This is a genomic window from Streptomyces hydrogenans, from assembly GCF_014656075.1.
Taxonomy (GTDB): domain Bacteria; phylum Actinomycetota; class Actinomycetes; order Streptomycetales; family Streptomycetaceae; genus Streptomyces; species Streptomyces hydrogenans.
The window spans coordinates 1-13,054 of sequence record NZ_BNBS01000071.1 but is presented as its reverse complement, the minus strand read 5'-3'; the positions used below and the strand labels follow the sequence as shown (position 1 = coordinate 13,054).

General features: G+C 73.8%; 14 protein-coding genes. 5 read left to right on the top strand and 9 right to left on the bottom strand.

Annotated elements, in window-relative coordinates; all coding sequences use genetic code 11:
• Window positions 1–88 precede the first annotated feature (88 nt).
• On the top strand, window positions 89–589 hold the full coding sequence (locus IE321_RS26205; protein WP_190224747.1) for a hypothetical protein: 501 nt from the start codon (window positions 89–91) through the stop codon (window positions 587–589).
• A gap of 170 nt (window positions 590–759) precedes the next feature.
• Here IE321_RS26205 and IE321_RS26200 read toward each other — a convergent pair whose 3' ends face one another.
• A complete protein-coding gene (locus IE321_RS26200; protein WP_043226077.1) occupies window positions 760–1,899 on the bottom strand; it encodes a PucR family transcriptional regulator in 1,140 nt (379 codons plus the stop codon).
• An 86-nt stretch (window positions 1,900–1,985) separates the two neighbouring features.
• Here IE321_RS26200 and IE321_RS26195 point away from each other — a divergent pair, with 86 nt between their 5' ends.
• The 3 genes from IE321_RS26195 to IE321_RS43230 all read left to right on the top strand — a co-directional run bounded on the left by IE321_RS26195 (window position 1,986) and on the right by IE321_RS43230 (window position 4,665).
• Window positions 1,986–3,041, top strand: coding sequence for a ferredoxin reductase (locus IE321_RS26195; protein WP_190224746.1), 1,056 nt, complete (start codon window positions 1,986–1,988; stop codon window positions 3,039–3,041).
• 7 nt (window positions 3,042–3,048) lie between these two features.
• Complete coding sequence (locus IE321_RS26190; protein WP_190224745.1) at window positions 3,049–4,167, top strand: fatty acid desaturase family protein; 1,119 nt, start codon at window positions 3,049–3,051, stop codon at window positions 4,165–4,167.
• A 255-nt stretch (window positions 4,168–4,422) separates the two neighbouring features.
• Window positions 4,423–4,665 carry a UBP-type zinc finger domain-containing protein gene (locus IE321_RS43230; RefSeq protein ID WP_226652406.1) on the top strand — a complete coding sequence of 81 codons (243 nt, stop codon included), beginning with the start codon at window positions 4,423–4,425 and terminating at the stop codon, window positions 4,663–4,665.
• Between the two features lie 76 nt (window positions 4,666–4,741).
• Here the strand turns inward: IE321_RS43230 and IE321_RS26180 are convergent, their stop codons facing one another.
• The 7 genes from IE321_RS26180 to IE321_RS26150 form a co-directional block, all read right to left on the bottom strand.
• The gene (locus IE321_RS26180; protein ID WP_043226080.1) at window positions 4,742–4,945 is read right to left on the bottom strand and encodes a DUF6480 family protein; all 204 of its coding nucleotides are present in this window, start codon (window positions 4,943–4,945) and stop codon (window positions 4,742–4,744) included.
• A 129-nt stretch (window positions 4,946–5,074) separates the two neighbouring features.
• On the bottom strand, window positions 5,075–6,355 hold the full coding sequence (locus IE321_RS26175) for an NAD(P)/FAD-dependent oxidoreductase (RefSeq protein ID WP_226652408.1): 1,281 nt from the start codon (window positions 6,353–6,355) through the stop codon (window positions 5,075–5,077).
• A gap of 172 nt (window positions 6,356–6,527) precedes the next feature.
• The gene (locus IE321_RS26170; RefSeq protein WP_190224744.1) at window positions 6,528–7,226 is read right to left on the bottom strand and encodes an alpha/beta fold hydrolase; all 699 of its coding nucleotides are present in this window, start codon (window positions 7,224–7,226) and stop codon (window positions 6,528–6,530) included.
• Window positions 7,223–7,978 (bottom strand): DUF1295 domain-containing protein, encoded by a 756-nt coding sequence (locus tag IE321_RS26165; RefSeq protein ID WP_190224772.1) that lies wholly within the window; start codon window positions 7,976–7,978, stop codon window positions 7,223–7,225. Before IE321_RS26165 ends, IE321_RS26170 begins: the two co-directional genes overlap by 4 nt.
• A 56-nt stretch (window positions 7,979–8,034) precedes the next feature.
• A complete protein-coding gene (locus IE321_RS26160) occupies window positions 8,035–9,345 on the bottom strand; it encodes an SAM-dependent methyltransferase (protein WP_190224743.1) in 1,311 nt (436 codons plus the stop codon).
• On the bottom strand, window positions 9,342–10,094 hold the full coding sequence (locus IE321_RS26155; protein WP_226652409.1) for a DUF1365 domain-containing protein: 753 nt from the start codon (window positions 10,092–10,094) through the stop codon (window positions 9,342–9,344). The genes IE321_RS26160 and IE321_RS26155 overlap by 4 nt, the downstream gene beginning before the upstream one ends.
• Entirely contained in the window at window positions 10,091–11,347 is a 1,257-nt protein-coding gene (locus IE321_RS26150; RefSeq protein WP_190224742.1) for an NAD(P)/FAD-dependent oxidoreductase, read from the bottom strand. The genes IE321_RS26155 and IE321_RS26150 overlap by 4 nt, the downstream gene beginning before the upstream one ends.
• Before the next feature lie 469 nt (window positions 11,348–11,816).
• Between IE321_RS26150 and IE321_RS26145 the strand changes: the two genes are divergently transcribed.
• Window positions 11,817–12,257 carry an SRPBCC family protein gene (locus IE321_RS26145; protein ID WP_043226084.1) on the top strand — a complete coding sequence of 147 codons (441 nt, stop codon included), beginning with the start codon at window positions 11,817–11,819 and terminating at the stop codon, window positions 12,255–12,257.
• 25 nt (window positions 12,258–12,282) lie between these two features.
• Here IE321_RS26145 and IE321_RS26140 read toward each other — a convergent pair whose 3' ends face one another.
• A complete protein-coding gene (locus IE321_RS26140) occupies window positions 12,283–12,864 on the bottom strand; it encodes a maleylpyruvate isomerase N-terminal domain-containing protein (protein WP_190224741.1) in 582 nt (193 codons plus the stop codon).
• Window positions 12,865–13,054 lie beyond the last annotated feature (190 nt).

Genomic DNA, 13,054 nt, shown 5'->3' with positions numbered 1-13,054 from the left:
CCGGATCACCGCGTCCAGCTGGTCGCCCACTCGGCCGTGGGCCTTCGGAGCGGGAGAGCGAAAAGGGCTCGTGGGGCGGGCGGGCGACATGGATGATCACTCCATGATGCGAGGTCCCTTCCACCGCGTCCCTCTGCCGACGCTCTTTCCTTTCCTGTCGCCTGCGGATGTGAACTCCTTGAAGCGCACGGCCGGCATGGTCGACGCGGTTCGTACGGACGGAACCACGGCCGATTGGGAGTGGTTCCCGGGACATGCCGTCCTCGCGGGCACACGGCCGGGGACGGTCCTGGGACTGGATGCCGTCGAGCACGCCGCGGAAGGCGACCGACTGGAGTTTCAGCTTCTGGTGACGAGAACCGCCTCGGGCCGGCTCGTGGTCGACGCCGCGGTGAACGTGGCCTGCTGGTGCGCGACCGATCACGCCACCCATGACGTCGACGCCCTCGGTCTCGTGGTCGGCGAGGAGGCTTCCCTGCCCGACGCGTTCCGTGCCGGCGCCGAACGTCTGACCGGCTGGCTGGCCGATCCGCACGACGCCGACCACTGGCGCGCCAGAGGTGGGCTGCCTCCCCGGAGGATCACCTGACGGGCCGGGCGCCGAAGGACCACGCGCGGACCGCGCGAACGGATCGGGCGAGCAAGACAGCGGCCCGGTCACATCCGCGCGCGTGCGGCGGCGCGGTCGTCATCGCGTACGCGGGCGGGCACGGCGGGCAGCCGTCTCGCGGACGCCGTCGCGGACGGTCGACGTGGACGTCAGCCGGCCCGGAGGCCGACCGCCAGCGTCAGCTCCAGGACCCGGTGCGGCGACGCGAGATCCGGGAACAGCTCCCGCAGCTGCGACATCCGGTACCGGACGGTCTGGGGGTGGACGAACAACGCCGCCGCCACCTCGTCCCGCCTGCCCTGGTGCAGCAGCCACGCCCGCAGCGTCTCCTCCAGCCGCCGTGCGGTCGCGGCGGGCAGGGTCCGCAACGGCGCGAGGGCTCGCGCGCACAGGTCCGCGAACGCGTCCACGTCGGCGCTCAGCACCAGCTCGGGCAGGTGTTCCTCGGTGTCGCGGATGTCGGCGGAGAGGGAGCGCGCGCGTACGGCTCGCGCGTACGAGGCGGAGGCCCGTTTCCACGGCCGGGGCGGGCCGACCACGGCGGTGCGGTCGGTCAGCTGCCGCAGGAGACGGGGCCGGTCGGCGTCGGGGACGAGCAGCACTCCGACCCCGTCCGGCAGGTCGTCGAGGACGAGGGTGCCCGGGTCGAGCGCGCGGTAGGCGGGCCGGGCCTGGGCGGCGGGCAGCAGGACGGCGGTCAGCGTATGGGGAGGCTGCCATCCGGCCCGTTGAACGGAGGCCAGCAGCACGTCCGGGGTCGCGCCGGCGAGGAGGTCGCGGGCCAGGTGTTCCAGGTGGCGCTCCTGGTCCCGGCCGCGGGCGGCCAGTTCGTCGGCGTGGCCCGCGGCGCTCGCGGCGGAGAGCTCGTCGATGTAGGCGAAGGTCAGCTCGGCGAACTTGGCGACCTCGGTGGCGGGCAGACCCGCGGGTACGGCACCCGCGGCCAGGCATCGCCAGGCCACGCGGGCACCGACGCGGTAGGCGCCGAGCAGGGCGTCCATCGAACGGCCGGCGCGCACCTCGCCGCGGCCCAGCTCGTAGGCCGCGTCACCGCCGTCGCCGCCCGTGGCGTTCCCGCTCGCGAGGTCCAGGTAGTGCCCCAGGGCGGTGCGGACGGCGCGGCGGATGGTGCCGCCCATGCGGCCCGAGAGCGCGTTGGCGTAGGGCGGGACCTCGTCGATGATCGCCTGGACGACCTCGTCGGCGGTGGCTCTCAGCGCGGACCGCAGTGCGGTGACCGTCGTCGCGTCCAGGGACAGATCGGTGACCCTTCGGAGGGGATGACTCATTTTCTATTCCCTGCGAACAATTCAGCCGGCCAGATTTACGTCCTTCGGTCAGGACTTTACGCGGTGCGGCGCATCAAGCTGTAGTCATGACGAGTGCAGCCCTCCGCAGTGGGGCGTGGAAACTGCTGGAGATGGTCACGACGCCGCTGCTGCCGTCGGATTACCTCGACCTGGTCAGCCCGCTGCGGGCGGGCGCCGACCTGCGGGGGCGCGTCGAGGCCGTGCACCCCGAGACGGGTGACGCCGCGACGGTCGTGATCAGGCCGGGACGGGGCTGGCGCGGTCACACCGCCGGTCAGTACGTGCGGATCGGGGTCGACGTCGACGGGCGGCGCCTGTGGCGCGCCTACTCCCTCACCTCTCCGACGAACCGCCGGGACGGCCGCGTCACGATCACGGTGAAGGCGATCCCGGGCGGCAAGGTCAGCAACCACCTGGTCCGCGGGGTGAAGCCGGGCACGCTGGTCCAGCTCGACCAGGCGACCGGCGACTTCGTGCTGCCGGAGGCCAGGCCCGCCAAGGTTCTCTACCTGACGGCCGGCAGCGGGATCACGCCGGTGATGGGCATGCTGCGTGACAGCGAGTTCGACGACGCCGTCATGGTCCACTGCGCGCCACGGCCGCAGGACGTGATCTTCCGCGAGGAGCTGCACGACCTGGTCGCGCGCGAGAAGCTGCGGCTCACCGAGGTCCACACCGACACGGACGGCGTGCTGGACCTCGCCCGTCTCGACGAACTGGTGCCCGACTGGGCCGAGCGCGAGACCTGGGCCTGCGGGCCGGCGGGCCTGCTCGACGCCGCCGAAGAGCTCTGGAGCGGACACGGCGTCCGGGAGCGCCTGCACACCGAACGCTTCCGCCCCGCAGTCGTCGTCGCCGGTGACGGCGGCGAGGTCACGTTCAGCGCCACCGGCAGGACCGTCGACGCGGACGGCGCCACGCCGCTGCTGGACGTCGGCGAGGAGGCCGGCGTGCTCATGCCCTCCGGGTGCCGGATGGGCATCTGCTTCGGCTGCGTCACGCCGCTCAAGGCGGGCGCCGTCCGCGACCTGCGCACCGGCGAGATCACCGAGGCCGCGCCGGGCGTCCTCGTCCAGACCTGCGTGTCCGCCGCCGCGGGCCCCTGCGACATCGAACGGTAGGAGCACCTTGACCGCCATCGACCCCACCGCCCACCTGACCGCGGAGCAGATCGAGGAGCTCGGCCGCGAGCTGGACGCGATCCGCGATGAGGTGATCGCCGACCTCGGCGAGAAGGACGCCGCCTACATCCGCAAGGTCATCTCGGCGCAGCGCAGGCTCGAACTGGTCAGCAGGGGCGTGCTGCTGTTCTCCTTCTTCCCGCCCGCGTGGCTGATCGGCACCGCCGGGCTGTCCGTGGCGAAGATCATGGACAACATGGAGATCGGCCACAACATCCTGCACGGCCAGTGGGACTGGATGCGGGACCCGAAGATCCACTCCACCACCTGGGAGTGGGACCACGTCTCGCCGTCCGACCAGTGGAAGCACTCGCACAACGAGCTGCACCACACGTACACCAACGTGATCGGCAAGGACAACGACCTCGGCTACGGCATCATGCGCGTCGACGAGGACCAGAAGTGGCACCCCTTCCACCTCGGCCAGCCGCTGTGGAACTTCATCAACGCCTGCTTCTTCGAGTACGGCATCGCGGCGTACGACCTGGAGCTCGGCAAGAACCTGCACAAGCGCCGCCGCAACAACCCGGAGTTCCGCGCGCGGGCCAGGGCCGTGGGCCGCAAGATCCGCAAGCAGGTGCTCAAGGACTACGTGATCCACCCGCTGCTGTCGGGCCCGTCGTTCCTGACCACGCTCGCCGCCACGTTCACCGCGAACCTGGTCCGCAACCTCTGGTCCCACTCGGTGATCATGTGCGGGCACTTCCCCGAGGGCGTGCGGGTCTTCGAGCGCCGGTCGATCAAGGGCGAGACGCGCGGCCAGTGGTACCTGCGCCAGATGATGGGCTCGGCGAACATCAGCGGCAGCAGGGCCATGCACTTCATGACCGGCAACCTGTCGCACCAGATCGAGCACCACCTGTTCCCGGACCTGCCGAGCAACCGGTACGCCGAGGTCGCGGTGAAGGTGCGCGCGCTGTTCGAGAAGTACGAGCTGGAGTACGTCACCGGGCCGCTGCCCAAGCAGGTGTTCTCCGCGTGGCGCAAGGTCTTCCGGCTCTCGCTGCCGAACAAGAAGCCCAAGGTCACGACGCCGGACCGCGAGAAGGAGCTCGTCGCGGTCTGATTCCGGCCGTGCTGTGCGGGGCTCGGCTCGACTTCCGCCGTGGCGGGGACGGCCTCGACGACGGCGGGTTCGCGCCGCATCCGCGCGCGTCCGCCCGCCGGAAGGAGAGGTGTCCGGAAGAGTCCGGCGGGACGAGGTGACGGGGCCGTGGACACGGAGCCGGTGGGTGAGGACCGAGGGAGCGCCGAGGTGTCGTGGGAGGTGGCTCCCGACCCCGGGCGGCCCGACGGCCGTGCCTGTTCGCATCTCCCGGAGGTGGCGCGGCCCCTCCGACCGCCGGGCGACGGCTGCGAGGAGTGTCTCGCCCGGGGCTGGACGTGGTCGAGGCTGCGCTGGTGCGCGACGTGCGGACACGTCGGCTGCTGCGACAGCTCCCGGGGACGCCACGCCTACGCCCACCACGCGGCGTCGGGGCACCCGGTCGCGCTGTCGCTGGATCCCCGGGAGGGCTGGGGCTGGTGTTTCGAGGACGAACTCTTCCTCATTGAGTCTCCGTAGCCCCTGGCCGATTCTCCGTAGCCCCGTCACGGACGCGGTCGCGTCCGTGACGGGGCTTCCCCGGACCTCGGGTGGGTCACAGTCCGCCGACGCGGAAGGCGAACAGCAGCGCCACCATCACGGAACCGAGGACGATCAAGGAGAGCCACAGCTTCGGGTGCTCCCAGATGCCCCCGTCAGGTCGCTCCGGATGCGCCGATGAGGTGGAACCCTCGGCCGGGGGTGTCTCCCCGGGCCGTACCGGGCCCGGTACCGATGCGGATGCGGGCGTGTCGGGCATGACGCCTCCCGGGTCTCGATGCCGTGAACACCGTTCCCCTCCACGCTCCCCCGTACCGGGCCCTCTCACCTCCCGCGTCGTTCCTGCGTCGAAAGGGCGGACCGTCCCGGCGGTGACGGCCGCGGAGGCTCACCCGGCGTCGGCCCTCAGATCGGCGAGGACCTCCCGGGCGGCGCGGGTCCCGGAGGCGAGGGCGCCCTGGAGCGAGCCCGTCGCCCGGTGGTCGCCGCACACGTAGCGACCCGGACCGAAGCGGGTGGTGCGGCTCAGGGCCAGCGGCGGGGGCATCGCCGGCAGGGCGTCGCGCACCGTGACGCGGTGCACCGCCTCCCAGGAGGACACGTCCGTGCCGTACGCCTCGCCGAGCGCCGTCTCGACGGCCGCCACCTCGGCGGGTCCCGGGGCGCCGAGGACGGACGTCGAGACGAGCGCCCGGCCGTCGTCGGCGAAGCCGGGGTGGACCTCGGTGAGTACACAGGAGTTGAGGAAGCGGCGCCGCTCGTCGACCACGAGCGTGGGTTCGGCCAGAGGGGAGCGCGCGGCCGCGTGGTAGAGGGTGGTCACCGTCCGACCGCGCGGCACGTCGAGGCCCGGGACCAGTCCGGCCGCCGCGCTCTGACCGGTGGCGACGACGACGGTACGGGCGGACAGCTCGCCGCCGTCGGCGAGGGCCACTCCGCCGGAGGTCAGGGAGGCGACCCGCGCGCCGGTGCGCAGGACGCCGTCGGGGAGGCGCGCGGCGAGCTGGGCCGGGACCGCGCCGATGCCGTCGGCCGGCAGACACAGGGTGCCGCGCAGCATGCTGCGCCAGACCAGGTGGAAGAAGCGCGCCGAGGTCTCCAGGTCGTCTTCGAGGAAGACCCCGGAGAGGAAGGGCCGGAGCACGTTCTCGACGAGGTCGGCGGAGAGCCCGGCGTCGGCCAGCGCGGTCGCCGTGGTCGCCTCCGACCGGCGACGCAGCCACGCGGCGGGCGCCAGCACGTCCCGTGCGGACAGCAGGCCCAGGGCCGCCACGTCGCGCGCCGACAGGCCGCCGACCGCGAGCGGCCCGCCGCCGTGCCCACCGGAGCGGCGGGTGGGGTCGGTGAAGCGCCGTGGCCCGTCGGAGGTGTGCACCAGCAGGCCCGCGGTGAACGGCCGCAGCCTGAGCGCCTTGAGGTCGAGGCGCCGCTTGACCTGGGGGTAGGAGGTGTTGAACACCTGGAATCCCCGGTCGAGGGTGAAGCCGCCGATCCGGTCGGTCCGCATCCGCCCGCCCACGGCGTCGCCGGCCTCCAGCAGGCGCACCCTCAGTCCCGCGGCGAGCAGGTCCGCGGTGCACGCGAGGCCGGACGCTCCCGCTCCGACGACCACCACGTCCAGGTCCATGTTCACGTCCACGTCCGCGCCTCCTCCGACCGTTCCGCGCATCGCCGTCATCGCTCCTCGGTCCGTCCCGCCCGCTGCTGCCCGACGGTCACGTTACGCCGGGTGACCGGATCGTCACAGGGAGACGCGACCGGACCGTACGGATCGAGTCCGCGCGCCCTCGCACCGGGGAGTGACGCGTCCCGAGGGGCCGAACCGTGCTCGGCGCGCCGTGTCATCGGTGCGGCCCCCGTCCGTCCTCTCGGGGTTCCCCGTCCGGGGGCGGGGCGGAGAGCAGGGCGGCGACGAGTTCGGTGGTGCGGCGCTGCCAGTCGGCGGCGCCGCGGAGCATCGCGTGCCCTCCGCGACGCATGGCGATCCCCTCGGCGTGGGCGCCGGCCGCGCCCGCCCGGCGGACGAACGCCCAGGTCTCCCGCGCGGAGGTGACCCGGTCGGCCTCGTCGTGCAGCAGGTGGATCCGGCGTCCCGCGAGGTGCGCGACGGGCTCGTGCGGCGGGCACCAGGGGGCCAGGCCGACCACCCCGAGGACCGCCGGGTGTCCCGCCGCGCGCAGCGCCGCCCTGGCGCCCATCGAATGGCCGACGAGGACCACCGGGACGTCCCCCGTCGTCCGGACCACCTCGGCGAGCGCGGCCTCGGCGTCCCGGGCGGCGTCGGCGCGCGCGCCGTTCCAGCCCCGGTGGCGGTACCGGAGGAGCGCGACGAGCACGTCCCGGCCGGCGAGCGTCCGCACGAGCCGGGCCGCGAACGGGCGCATGCGCAGCGCGGCCAGGTCGACCGGCGGGGGCGGCTCCATGCCCTCGGACCGCCCGCCGTGCAGCAGGAGGACCGCGGCGGCGGGGGTGGCGGGGGCGTTGCGGACGTCCAGCAGGCTCCCCTCACGCGCGCGGACACGCCGGGACGGGGAGGTCACAGCGGCTCCGTCCGGTCGGCCGCGCGGCGCGGCGGGCGGGGGAAGAAGCCGCTCGTCCGGGCGGCGTAGGCCGACCAGCCGGGGCGGTCGGCCATGTGGGCGTCCAGCAGCCGCTTGCCGCTCCCCCAGATGAGGAGTCCGCTCATCACCAGGGGGGAGACGAGGGTGAGCGCCGCTGCGGTCCAGTCGGCGCACGCCGTCAGGTAGAGGCCCCACCAGACCAGGAAGTCCCCGAAGTAGTTGGGGTGCCGGGTCCAGCTCCAGAGCCCCTGGTCCATGACGCGTCCGCGGTGGGCGGGGTCGGCCTTGAAGCGGGCCAGCTGGTGGTCGCCGACGGCCTCGAAGGTCAGGCCGACGGCCCACAGGACCAGTCCCGCGACCAGGAGGACGTCCACGCCCTCGGGGAGGTAGGCGGCGGCCTGGACGGGGAGCGAGACGAGCCAGACCAGGGCGCCCTGGAGGAGGTACACCTTGCGCAGCGCGTAGAGGGCCGGGCGGCCCGGGGCCCGGGCGAGCATGCGCGCGTAGCGGGGGTCCTCGCCGTGTCCGCGTCCCCTGCGGGCGATGTGGACCGCGAGCCGCAGGCCCCAGAGGCAGGTCGCGAGGGCGACGGCGAGGCGCCGGGTGTCGTCCCCGTACCCGGCGGAGAGCGTCCAGGTGACGAGGGCGACCGCGGTGAAGGCGAGTCCCCAGGCGACGTCGACGATCCGGTGGACGCCCCGCACGAGGGCCACGGCGAAGGTGGCCAGCATGACCGCGAGGGCGGCCCCCGCGGAGGCCGCCAGGTTGACGGCGAAGGCCGGTCCGTTCACGGCGCGTCCTCCCCGTCCGGGCCGGCGGCGACCAGCCGCAGCTGCCTGACGTCGAGGTAGCGCGCCCGGAACCCGGCTTCCGAGTAGGCGAGGTAGAGCTCCCACATGCGGCGGAAGGTCGCGTCGAAGCCGAGTGCGTCGACCGCGTCCGGATCGCCGAGGAAGCGTTCGCGCCAGAGGCGAAGCGTTTCGGCGTAGTGGTCGCCGAACCCTTCGTCATAAGTGATGTCCAGGCCGGCGGCGGCGCTCTCGCGCGAGATCGCGTCCGGTGACGGGATGAGGCCGCCGGGGAAGACGTACTTGCTGATCCAGGTGTGCGTCCTGGCCGTGGCGAGCATCCGGTCGTGCGGCATGGTGATGGCCTGGAGGGCCACCCGGCCGCCGGGCGCGAGGAGCCGGCGCAGGGCGGTGAAGTACGCGGGCCAGAACTCGGCGCCGACCGCCTCGATCATCTCGACGCTGACGACGGCGTCGTACCGGCCCTCGACCTCGCGGTAGTCGCGCAGTTCGACGGTCACCCGCCCGGACGCGCCCGCCGCGGCGATCCGCCGCAGCGCGAGGTCGCGCTGCTCCTCGGAGAGCGTGATCGTCAGGACGTCGGCGCCGCGGGCCGCGGCCCGGACGGCGAGTTCGCCCCAGCCGGTGCCGATCTCCAGGAGCCGGGTGCCGGGGCCGACGTCCGCGAGGTCGAGCAGCCGGTCGATCTTGGCGTGCTGCGCCGCCGTCAGCGCGTCCGGTGTGGCGGGGAGCGTGTCGAACACGGCCGAGGAGTACATCAGGCTCGGGTCCAGGAAGAGCGCGAACAGCTCGTTCGAGAGGTCGTAGTGCCGGTGGATGTTGTCGCGCGCGCCTTCGACGGTGCCGCGGTCCCCGGACGGCCTGCGGTGGGCCCAGAGTCCGCGGAGGCGGCGCAGCGGGGCGGGTACCAGCTCGTCGACGTGGGTGGCGAGCACGGTGAGCAGGCCGACGAGGTCGTCGCTGTCCCACTCTCCGGCCATGTACGACTCGCCGAAGCCGATGAGGCCGTCGGCGCCGATCCGGCGGTGGAAGGCGGCCGGGTCGTGCAGGGTCAGGGTGGGCACGCCGTCCCGGGGGGTGCCGGGCGCGGGGAGGGACCGGGGCCCGTCTCCGTGCCGTATCCGCAGCGGCAGGCGGTTCAGGGCGCTTTCGACGAGGCGTCGGGCGACGGCCGTGCGCAGGGCGGAGGCGCGTGGCAGGCGCGCGACGTCGGGCCAGCGCTCCGGGTCGGCGGGGAGGCGGGGACCCGTCGTGCGGACGGTGGTGTCCGGCGGGAGGGAGAGTGTCACAGCATGCCTTCGCGGGTCGGCGCGGCGGGGCGCGGGCGGACGGGAAGCCCCTTGAGGTACAGCCGGATTCCGTGCAGGCGGATGCCGATGCTGACGGCCGCGGTGGACCAGGGGTGGCGGAGCGCCGCGGTCAGCAGACCGCGGGTGCCGGCGGGACGGTGGCGGCCCCGCACGGTGGCGGTGAACGGCCGGCTCCCGTCGCCGAGCCGCAGTTGGACGGTGAGGTCGAGGCGCTCTCCGGGGAGCGGCAGCCGCATCCGGTAGGAGCCTTCGACGTCGAAGAACGGGGAGACGTAGAACTCCTTGGCGACGTCGGCGCGTCCGTCGGCGTCGGGGCGGAGCAGGTAGCAGTGACGGCCTCCGTACGTGTTGTGCACCTCGGCCACGACGCAGACCGGGCGGTCGGCGCGGTCGTGGCACCAGTACAGCGTGAGCGGGTTGAACACGTGGCCGAGGACGCGGGCGTGGGTCAGCATCAGGACGCGGCCGTCGGCGTCCCGGACGCCGTGGGAGGCCAGGTAGGCGTCGAGGCCGGCGCGGATGGTGGGGGCGCGGCCGCCGAAGTGGTCGCGCGCGTCGAACCGGGCGAGGGGCCGCAGGAGGCGGGGCGGCGAGGGCAGGGCGTCGAGGTCGACGAACCAGAGGTAGGTGCGGTGGCGCAGCCGGTGGTGGACGGGCCGGACACGTGTGTGGGCGACCTCGCAGGTGTACAGCGCGGGTGTCGCGGGAGCGGCTTCGGCGTACGTCACCAGTCCACCCCCAGGGCCCGGGCGGCGACGACGCCGGAGCGGCAGCCGTCCTCGTGGAAGCCCCAGCCGTGGTAGGCGCCGGCGAACGCGGTCACGGACGTGGCGAGGCCGGGGAGTTCGCGCTGGGCGGCGACCGAGCGGGGGGTGTAGACGGGGTGCTCGTACACCATGCGGGCGAGTACGGCGTCGTCGTCGACGCGCCCGTCGGGGTTGAGGGTGACGAGGTGCGGCTCGGGCACGTCGAGGCGCTGGAGGCGGTTCATGTCGTAGCTCACCCGGACGGCCCCGGGGCGTGCCTCGCAGGAGGGGAGCCAGTAGTTCCAGGAGGCCCGGGCGTGGGGTGAGCGCGGCAGGACGGTGGTGTCCCGGTGCAGCACGGTGGGGTTGCGGGAGTAGGTGAACGCTCCCAGGACGCGCCGCTCGTCGGGTGTGGCGTCCGTGAGCATCCGCAGGGCCTGGTCGGGGTGGACGGCCACGACGACGGCGGCGTGCGCCTCGGAGCGGCCGTCCTCGGTGGTCACCCGCGCGTGGTCGGGGCCGCGCTCGACCGCCCGGACGGGCGTGGCGGTGCGGACGGAGGCGAGGTGCTTGGCCACCTTGTCCACGTAGGCCGACGATCCGCCGGTCACGGTCTTCCACCGGGGCGATCCGGTGACGGAGAGCAGTCCGTGGTGGTCGAGGAAGCGGAAGAGGTAGGCCGCCGGGTACAGCAGGGCCGTGTCCGGTGCGCAGGACCAGACGGAGGAGACGAGCGGGACGGCGAAGTGGCCGGTGAAGTACGGGGAGAACCCTCCGCGCCGCAGGAACGTCCCGAGCGTCTCGGTGTCGTCGCCGGAGGCGAGCAGCCGTCGCGCGGCCCGGTGGAAGCGGGGTACGTCGGCGAGCATCCGCAGATGCCGGGGGCGGCGCAGGTTCCCGCCGCTCAGCAGTCCGCGGGGGCCGCGGGCGCCGGCGTACTCCAGGCCGCAGCCGTCGCACCGTACGGACATGCTCATCTCGGAGTCCTGGGTGGCCACCCCGAGTTCGCGGAAGAGCCTCAGGAGGTACGGGTAGGTGCGCTCGTTGTGCACGATGAAGCCGGTGTCCACGCGTACGGTGCCGCCCGAGGCGGTCGGGAGTTCGTGGGTGTGCGCGTGGCCCCCGAGCCGGGAGTCGGCTTCGTACAGGACCACGTCGCGGGTGCGGGAGAGCACGTACGCGGCGGTCAGCCCCGCCACCCCCGATCCGATCACCGCGACACTGCGCCGGTTCATGCCTGCCCCCTCGTGTAGTGGTCGTGCACCCGCCGGCGGCCCCGGCCTCCTGCTCTGACGATTCGGTGCGGTCGCCCCCGTGGACTGGTCCGCGGGCCAGGGACGTGCGACGATCCGCTGCGAGGTCTTCCGCGCCTCCCTGATCGCGGCTGCGAAAGGTCAGGCAGAGCACCGCGACGACGGTGACTCCACCTGCCCGATCCCGCCGTCCGGAAGGCGGGGGCCCGTGCGGCCGAGGGCGCCGGGTCGCCCACCGGATGAGCGCTTCGCCCTTAGGATCCGGCCGGGGCGAAGCCGCTCTCAAGGTGCATCGCTTGCGCATCGATCCTCTCGACCGCGACTGTCCCGGGCGACGTCCACGTCTCGGCCCCGAGCATCCGCACCGCGCGCCCGCATCCGCGCGCAGCCCTCCGGGCGAAGGGAAGGCGGACACACACGCGCACCGCCGCAACCGGTCGAGGAGGCCGCAATGATCACAGTGGAACGGAACATCCTGCTCCCCGTCCCCCTCGACGACGCGGTCTCCTACCTGGAGGAGTTCGAGCGGACCGAGGAATGGGACCCCGGCACGGTGCGCTGCGCCCGGGTGGACGAGGGGGCCGTCCGGCCGGGCAGCACCTGGCACAACACCTCGCGCTTCCGGGGGCGCACCACCGAGCTGGTCTACCGTCTCGACGTCAGGGAGCCCGCGCGCCTGGTCTTCGTGGGAGAGAACGGGACCGTGGTCGCGACGGACGAGATGGTCTTCGCGGCGCGGGGGGCGCAGGCGACCGCGCTGACCTACCGGGCGTCGTTCCGCTTCAAGGGCCTGGCGAGGCTGGCGGCGCCGTTCCTGAGGAACGCCTTCGAACGACTCGGGGACGACGTGGTGGAGCGCATGCCCGCCGCCGTCGCGGGCCGTCCGCGCTGACCCGGCCGACGCGGCGCATCGGGGTTCAGTCCGCTCGCGCCGCCTCCCAGGTCCAGGAGTCCCGGTGCGGGAAGCCGTCGAGGTCTCCGCGGCCGGTGCACCGGAGCAGGGCGTCGACGGCGTCCCCGGGCGGGGCGTCGGGGAAGAGCCGGCCGGTCACGGCCGCGCCCGCCGTCGGCGGCGGGCGCCGATCCACGGACAGTCCCCGCGTGATGTCGTGCGTGTGCAGCAGGATCTCCGCCACGCCCGTGGCCGCGAATCCCCCGGGATCGCAGGGACCCCAGTGCCGGGCGCGCACGCCCGGGTCGGCCGCGGCCAGGGCGTGGCCCAGCAGCCCGGCGCAGGCGGTGACGACCCGGAGGACCTCGGCGGGCGTGGCGGTGGGGTGGACGCTCAGGTCCATGGGCAGGTACGCGTCCGCGGGCCGGGCCGCCGGCCGGCCCGCGTAGGCGAGGAGGTCGTGCCCGATGTGGGCCGCCGGCTCCGCGCACGTCCAGGTGAGGGACCCGGCCCGTACGGTCCGGTCCTCGTCCGTCAGAGGGCCGAGGACGCGCAGGCACTCCGCCCACGCGGCGTCGACGTCCGATGGTCCATGCCGAACCTCCATCCGCTCCGCACCGGCACCGGGCGGTGCCGGTGACGGCGCCTGACCGTCGCCCCCACGATGTCACGCGCCCGGTACGACAGGGGCGAGGACGGACTCCCGGCCGCCTGTCCGGCCGGCGCGAGGGCCGATCCCTCGTGTACTCGGGAATCGGCTGGACGGTCGTGGGGCACGCGGCGACGGCGCCGAACGC

Coding starts and splice junctions, on each gene's coding strand:
- IE321_RS26150 (WP_190224742.1), bottom strand. CDS start 11,347: ATGAACCGGCGCAGTGTCGCGGTGATCGGATCGGGGGTGGCGGGGCTG.
- IE321_RS26145 (WP_043226084.1), top strand. CDS start 11,817: ATGATCACAGTGGAACGGAACATCCTGCTCCCCGTCCCCCTCGACGAC.
- IE321_RS26180 (WP_043226080.1), bottom strand. CDS start 4,945: ATGCCCGACACGCCCGCATCCGCATCGGTACCGGGCCCGGTACGGCCC.
- IE321_RS26165 (WP_190224772.1), bottom strand. CDS start 7,978: ATGCTGGCCACCTTCGCCGTGGCCCTCGTGCGGGGCGTCCACCGGATC.
- IE321_RS26175 (WP_226652408.1), bottom strand. CDS start 6,355: ATGCGCGGAACGGTCGGAGGAGGCGCGGACGTGGACGTGAACATGGAC.
- IE321_RS26195 (WP_190224746.1), top strand. CDS start 1,986: ATGACGAGTGCAGCCCTCCGCAGTGGGGCGTGGAAACTGCTGGAGATG.
- IE321_RS26200 (WP_043226077.1), bottom strand. CDS start 1,899: ATGAGTCATCCCCTCCGAAGGGTCACCGATCTGTCCCTGGACGCGACG.
- IE321_RS26205 (WP_190224747.1), top strand. CDS start 89: ATGGATGATCACTCCATGATGCGAGGTCCCTTCCACCGCGTCCCTCTG.
- IE321_RS26140 (WP_190224741.1), bottom strand. CDS start 12,864: ATGGAGGTTCGGCATGGACCATCGGACGTCGACGCCGCGTGGGCGGAG.